General features: G+C 63.7%; 8 protein-coding genes. 2 read left to right on the top strand and 6 right to left on the bottom strand.

Annotation, left to right across the window (positions count from 1 at the left end; translation table 11 throughout):
- Positions 1-166 precede the first annotated feature (166 nt).
- On the top strand, positions 167-835 hold the full coding sequence (locus QZ213_RS23405; RefSeq protein ID WP_291688456.1) for a TlpA disulfide reductase family protein: 669 nt from the start codon (positions 167-169) through the stop codon (positions 833-835).
- Here the strand turns inward: QZ213_RS23405 and QZ213_RS23400 are convergent.
- The 6 genes from QZ213_RS23400 to QZ213_RS23375 all read right to left on the bottom strand — a co-directional run bounded on the left by QZ213_RS23400 (position 832) and on the right by QZ213_RS23375 (position 4796).
- Positions 832-1035, bottom strand: coding sequence for a hypothetical protein (locus QZ213_RS23400; RefSeq protein ID WP_291688455.1), 204 nt, complete (start codon positions 1033-1035; stop codon positions 832-834). The two genes, QZ213_RS23405 and QZ213_RS23400, sit on opposite strands and share 4 nt — an antisense overlap.
- Positions 1036-1222: 187 nt before the next feature.
- Entirely contained in the window at positions 1223-2104 is an 882-nt protein-coding gene (locus tag QZ213_RS23395; protein ID WP_291688454.1) for a 3-hydroxybutyryl-CoA dehydrogenase, read from the bottom strand.
- A 97-nt stretch (positions 2105-2201) separates the two neighbouring features.
- Complete coding sequence (locus tag QZ213_RS23390) at positions 2202-3152, bottom strand: FAD-binding protein (RefSeq protein WP_291688453.1); 951 nt, start codon at positions 3150-3152, stop codon at positions 2202-2204.
- Positions 3153-3902 carry an electron transfer flavoprotein subunit beta/FixA family protein gene (locus QZ213_RS23385; protein ID WP_291688452.1) on the bottom strand — a complete coding sequence of 250 codons (750 nt, stop codon included), beginning with the start codon at positions 3900-3902 and terminating at the stop codon, positions 3153-3155. It lies immediately after the preceding gene.
- Between the two features lie 114 nt (positions 3903-4016).
- Entirely contained in the window at positions 4017-4589 is a 573-nt protein-coding gene (locus QZ213_RS23380; RefSeq protein ID WP_291688451.1) for a cob(I)yrinic acid a,c-diamide adenosyltransferase, read from the bottom strand.
- A 12-nt stretch (positions 4590-4601) separates the two neighbouring features.
- Positions 4602-4796, bottom strand: a complete 195-nt coding sequence (locus QZ213_RS23375) for a twin transmembrane helix small protein (RefSeq protein ID WP_291688450.1) — start codon at positions 4794-4796, stop codon at positions 4602-4604.
- 134 nt (positions 4797-4930) lie between these two features.
- Here QZ213_RS23375 and QZ213_RS23370 point away from each other — a divergent pair, with 134 nt between their 5' ends.
- Positions 4931-5824, top strand: coding sequence for a YihY/virulence factor BrkB family protein (locus QZ213_RS23370; RefSeq protein ID WP_291688449.1), 894 nt, complete (start codon positions 4931-4933; stop codon positions 5822-5824).
- Positions 5825-5869: the final 45 nt, after the last annotated feature.

Raw genomic sequence — 5869 nt, 5'->3', positions numbered from 1 at the left:
TCCATGATCGCATCGGGGCGCTCCGTGAACCGGCCGCCCCACATCTTGTTGCTCATGATCCGTTACTCATGATCCGCCATTGATCGTCGCGCCGAACGTAGAACCGGCCGTTGCACAGGCCCTGCATAGCCGTATCTGATACAGGATGACAAACGATATGCCCGAACTGCCCCCGCCCCGCCCCGCCGTCACGCGCCGGATTCCCATCGCGATCGGGGCGGTCGTGATCGGGGCGTTGATCGGATTCGCCGGGGTATACGGGATCGGCGGCTTGAAGCGCAACGCAACCGGCGATGCCGCCTGCCGCGGGGCGGTCGAGCTGGCCCACAAGATCGCGCCGCTGGCGCATGGCGAGGTGGCGGCGCTGAGCATGGCGACGTCGCCGTTGCGGCTGCCGGACCTCGCCTTCGAGGACGCCGACGGCAAGCCCAAAAAGCTCTCCGACTGGCGCGGACGCACGGTGCTGGTGAACCTGTGGGCCACCTGGTGCGTGCCCTGCCGCAAGGAGATGCCCGCGCTGGAGGGCCTTCAAACCCGGCTGGGGGGCCCCAATTTCGAGGTGGTCGCCATCAACATCGACACCCGCGACCCCCAAAAACCGAAGAACTTCCTGAAAGAAGCCCAACTGACCCGGCTTGGCTATTTCAGCGACGAAAAAGCCAAGGTTTTCCAGGATCTTAAGGCTGTGGGACGGGCGCTGGGGATGCCCACGTCGGTGCTGATCGACGGCCAGGGTTGCGAGATTGCCACCATCGCCGGCCCCGCGGATTGGGATAGCGACGACGCCGTCAAACTGATCACGGCGGCGATGAACCCGGTGGCCGCTGGCCTTTAGGCCGTGATGTTGAGGTTGCCGCCGACGCCGGCGCCGACATTGGCCAGCGACGCCATGTTTTGCTGGGCAGCGCCGAGCAGCGTCAGGACCGTGGATTTCTCGGCAGCGGCATTCGATTTCATGATGGTGGCGGCGACCTGGCTCTGCACGTTGCCCGCCTGAGCGGCAAGCATACCCGTAACCATGCTCATCATATCCATCGCGCCACCCCTCCGTCGCGAGCCACGCTACCCGGCAAGGGTTAACGAATGCTGGAGATCAGGGGCCACGGAGGGTGGGCAAAGCCGCGTTCCGCGCCTTGCCCACCCGCCAACATCCAGGATGCTCATCGGGATGGTGGGCTCGCTCCGCGCAGCCCACCCTACGCGCCTCATGGCGCCGAATACGTCAGCGCGTCGGGACCGGCTTGTCGCCACGGTAGTCGTAGAAGCCGCGCTGGGTCTTGCGGCCGAGCCAGCCGGCCTCGACGTATTTTACCAGGAGCGGGCACGGCCGGTACTTGGAGTCCGCCAGTCCCTCATGCAGCACCTGCATGATCGACAGACAGGTGTCGAGCCCAATGAAATCGGCGAGTTCGAGCGGCCCCATCGGGTGGTGCGCGCCGAGTTTCATCGCGGCGTCGATCGCCTCGACGTTGCCGACGCCCTCATACAGCGTATAGATCGCCTCGTTGATCATCGGCAGCAGGATGCGGTTGACGATGAACGCCGGAAAATCCTCGGACACCGCGACGTGCTTGCCGAGTTTGGTCACGAATTCCTTGGCCGCCTCGAAGGTCGCGTCGTCGGTGGCGATGCCGCGGATCAGTTCGACCAGCTCCATCAGCGGCACCGGATTCATGAAGTGAATGCCGATGAAGCGCTCGGGCCGGTCGGTGGAAGCGGCCAGCCGCGTGATCGAGATCGAGGAAGTGTTGGAGGCGACGATGGCTTCCGGCTTCAGCACCGCGCACAGATCGTGAAAAATCTTGCGCTTGACCTCTTCCTTCTCCACCGCGCTCTCGATCACAAGATCGCAGTCGGCGAGCCCATCCATCGTCTCGGTGGAGACGATCCGGTCCAGCGCCTTCTTGCGCGCATCCTCGGTGATAATCTTCTTGGCGACCTGCCGCGACAGGTTGCCGTTGATGGTCGCCATTGCCGACTTCAGGCGGTCGGCGGACACGTCGTTGAGCACCACGTCGAGTCCGGCCAGCGCCGCCACATGCGCGATCCCGTTGCCCATCTGGCCCGAGCCGATTACGCCGACCTTCTTGATCATAGCTGCCATATTGCCATCTCACCGGGGCGAGGCGCGCTTCGCGCGCCTGCCCATCCTCGTTGCATAAACACCGGCCGGAGCCCGCTTCATCCGGCCGCCTGTGTCGTTACTTGCCGAGCTTGCCGAGTTCCTCGGTCAGCTCCGGAACCGCCTGATACAGATCCGCGACCAGACCATAATCAGCGACCTGGAATATCGGCGCGTCCTCGTCCTTGTTGATCGCGACGATCACCTTGGAATCCTTCATGCCGGCGAGATGCTGGATCGCGCCGGAAATCCCGATCGCGATATATAGCTCCGGCGCCACCACCTTGCCGGTCTGACCGACCTGCCAGTCGTTCGGCGCATAGCCGGCATCGACCGCGGCGCGCGACGCACCGACGCCGGCGCCGAGCTTGTCGGCGAGCGGCTCGATATATTTGGCGAAGTTCTCGCGGCTCTGCATGGCGCGGCCGCCGGATACGATGATTTTTGCGGATGTCAGTTCGGGACGGTCGCTCTTCGCAACCTCCTCGCCGACGAAGCTGGAGAGGCCGGGATCGGCCGCCGAGGCAGCATTCTCTATCGACGCACTGCCGCCGGTCGCCGCCGCCGCGAAGGTAGAGGTACGCACCGTGATGACCTTCTTGGCGTCCTTCGATTTCACCGTCTGGATCGCGTTGCCGGCATAGATCGGACGCTCGAAGGTGTCGGGCGAAACCACCTTGATGATTTCCGACACCTGCATGACGTCGAGCAGCGCCGCGACGCGCGGCATCACGTTCTTGAAGCGCGAGGTCGCAGGCGCAACGAAGGCGTCGTAGGAAGGCGCCAGCGCCACGATCAGGGCAGCCAGCGGCTCGGCGAGATCGTGGGCATAGGCGTCGCCTTCGGCCACCAGCACCTTGGTGACGCCGGCCAGCTTGGACGCCGCCTCGGCCGCCGCCTTGGTGCCTTCGCCGCCGCCGGCGACCAGCACGTGGACCTCGGCGCCGAGCTGGGTCGCCGCCGTCAGGGCCTTGTTGGTGGAATCCTTCAGGTTTGCGTGTTCGTGTTCGGCAATCAACAGCGTGGTCATCTAGAGAACCCCGGCTTCATTCTTGAGTTTCGACACCAACTCGGCGACGTCCTTGACCTTGACGCCTCCCTTGCGGCCCGGCGGCTCGGATGTCTTGAGGATCTCCAGATGAGCGGTGAGGTCGACGCTGTAGTCGGCCGCGCTCTTGTCGGCGATCGGCTTCTTTTTCGCCTTCATGATGTTCGGCAGGCTCGCGTAGCGCGGCTCATTGAGCCGCAGATCGGTAGTTACGATCGCCGGGCCCTTGAGTTTCACGGTCTGCAGGCCGCCGTCGACTTCGCGCGTCACCTTGAAATCGGTTCCATCGACTTCGAGTTTGGAGGCAAATGTCGCCTGCGACCATCCGAGCAGCGCCGCCAGCATCTGGCCGGTCTGGTTCGAATCGTCGTCGATCGCCTGCTTGCCGAGAATGATCAGGCCGGGCTTCTCTTCGTCGGCGATCGCCTTGAGAATCTTCGCCACCGCCAGCGGTTCGACATTGCCCTCGGCCTTGACCAGGATACCGCGGTCGGCGCCCATCGCGAGGCCGGTCCGGATGGTTTCAGCGGCCTGCGCCGGGCCGATCGAAACCACCACCACCTCGGTCGCCTTGCCGGCTTCCTTCAGCCGCAGGGCCTCCTCGACGGCGATTTCATCGAACGGATTCATCGACATCTTGACGTTTGACAGTTCCACGCCCGATCCGTCGCTTTTGACCCGGACCTTGACGTTGTAGTCGACCACCCGCTTTACCGGCACCAGAACCTTCATCGATCCTCTTTCGCTTGCATTTTTTGGATATTGATCAGCTTGGCGCGGAACCTAAAGGTCCGGCCAACCCCGGTCAACGCGCGAAGGCCAAAAATCGCCCCCAGCGGCGGCGCTTCAGCGGTTCTGTCCGGGCACCCAAAGCACGTCCCCAGCGCCATTGTCGTTCACCGAACGGCTGGCGACGAACAGGAAGTCCGACAGCCGGTTCATATACTGGATCGCGGCATCGCCGACCGGTTCATCGGGTTTGGCCGCGAGTTCCACCATCATGCGTTCCGCCCGGCGGCAAATCGTGCGGGCCAGATGCAGATAGGCCGCGGCCGGCGTGCCGCCGGGCAGCACGAAGGAGGTCAGTGGGGCCAAATGGCCATTCAGGGCGTCGATGTCGCGCTCGAGGCGCTCGACCTGGCTCGACAGCATCCGCAACCGTTCCGCCTTGCCCTCGCGCTCGGGCACCGCTAGATCGGCCCCGAGGTCGAACAAATCGTTCTGGATCAGGCCCAGCATCGCGTCGAGCTCGCGCGCCTCGCCGAGATGCAGCCGCACGACGCCGATGGCGGCGTTGGTCTCGTCGACGGTTCCATAGGCACCGATGCGCAGGTCGTATTTGGGACGCCGTTCGCCGTTGCCGAGCGCCGTGGTGCCGTCATCGCCGGTCCGCGTGTAGATGCGATTGAGGACGACCATGATCCGTCTCCTTTAGTGGGCCATTGCCCAGACCGCGAGCATGGTGATCACAACCGCCACGAATTGCAGCAGCACCCGCAACCGCATCAATTTCTGCGAGCGGTTCGGCGATCCGCCCCGCATCATGTTAACGAGACCCAGTAACAGCACCAGTGCGACGGCGCCGACGGCGATAGGAAGGATGATCATGCTGAGAAATGATGCCATAGCCGTATCTAACACCGCCCCGGGCGGTGCGCCACCGCACTCACGCAAAGCAACGATCTGGCTTTTTGTTCAACAATATCAGAAGCTAGCACGGCACGTCGGGTGAACCCGTCCTCCACTGGCCAAGGTGAAATGTGAGGCATCTCCGCTACGTCTATCTGGTCGTCATGGACGCGTTCTACGAGTTTCTCGCCGATGACGGCTGGGCGATCGCCAGCCACATCGCGCTGTCGACGCTGATGGCGCTGTTTCCGTTTCTGATCGTGCTGACGTCGCTGGCCGGCTTCTTGGGGTCGAAGGAACTGGCCGACCAGGCGGTCGGGCTGCTGCTGCAGGTCTGGCCGAAGCAGGTCGCCGATTCGCTTTCCAGCGAGATCCACGATGTGCTGACGACGAGCCGCGGCGACATTCTGACCATCGGCGCGGTGCTCGCGGTCTATTTTGCCTCGAACGGCGTGGAAGCGCTGCGTGTCGCGCTCAACCGTGCTTACTCCGTGATCGAGCCGCGGCGCTGGTACTGGCTGCGGCTGGAATCGATCGGCTACACACTGGTCGCTGCAGTTACCTCGCTGGCGATGGCGTTTCTGATCGTGCTTGGACCTCTGATCATCGAGGCCGTGCGGCGCCACATTCCGCTGGTCGTCGAAACCAACGAGCATTTTCTCAACGTGTCGCGCTACAGCATCACCATCGGAGCGCTGACCGTGGCGCTCTTCATCCTTCATGCCTGGCTGCCGGCGGGCCGCCGCGGATTCCTGCAGATCCTGCCGGGCATCGTCTTCACCCTGGTGGCCTCGCTGGTGTCGGGCATCGTGTTCGGCCAGTATCTGGCGCGCTTCGCCAACAATTACGTGACGATGTATGCGGGCCTCGCGTCGGTCATCATCGCGCTGGTGTTCCTGTATTTCATCGCCGCGATCTTCGTGTATGGCGGCGAGTTGAATGCGGCGATCATCAAGTCGCGGCTGCCGCATGGCGTGTCGCTTCAAGCAGCGCAGTCGCTAGCGCCCTTGGACTCACAGGCTTGACCAGAAAGGCGTCGGCGCCGGCCGCGCGCGAGGCCGCCTCGTCAT

The sequence above is a fragment of the Bradyrhizobium sp. genome, from assembly GCF_017881085.1.
Lineage (GTDB): Bacteria > Pseudomonadota > Alphaproteobacteria > Rhizobiales > Xanthobacteraceae > Bradyrhizobium.
The sequence above is the reverse complement of the archived record's forward strand: the minus strand, read 5'-3'. Positions and strand labels throughout refer to the sequence as shown.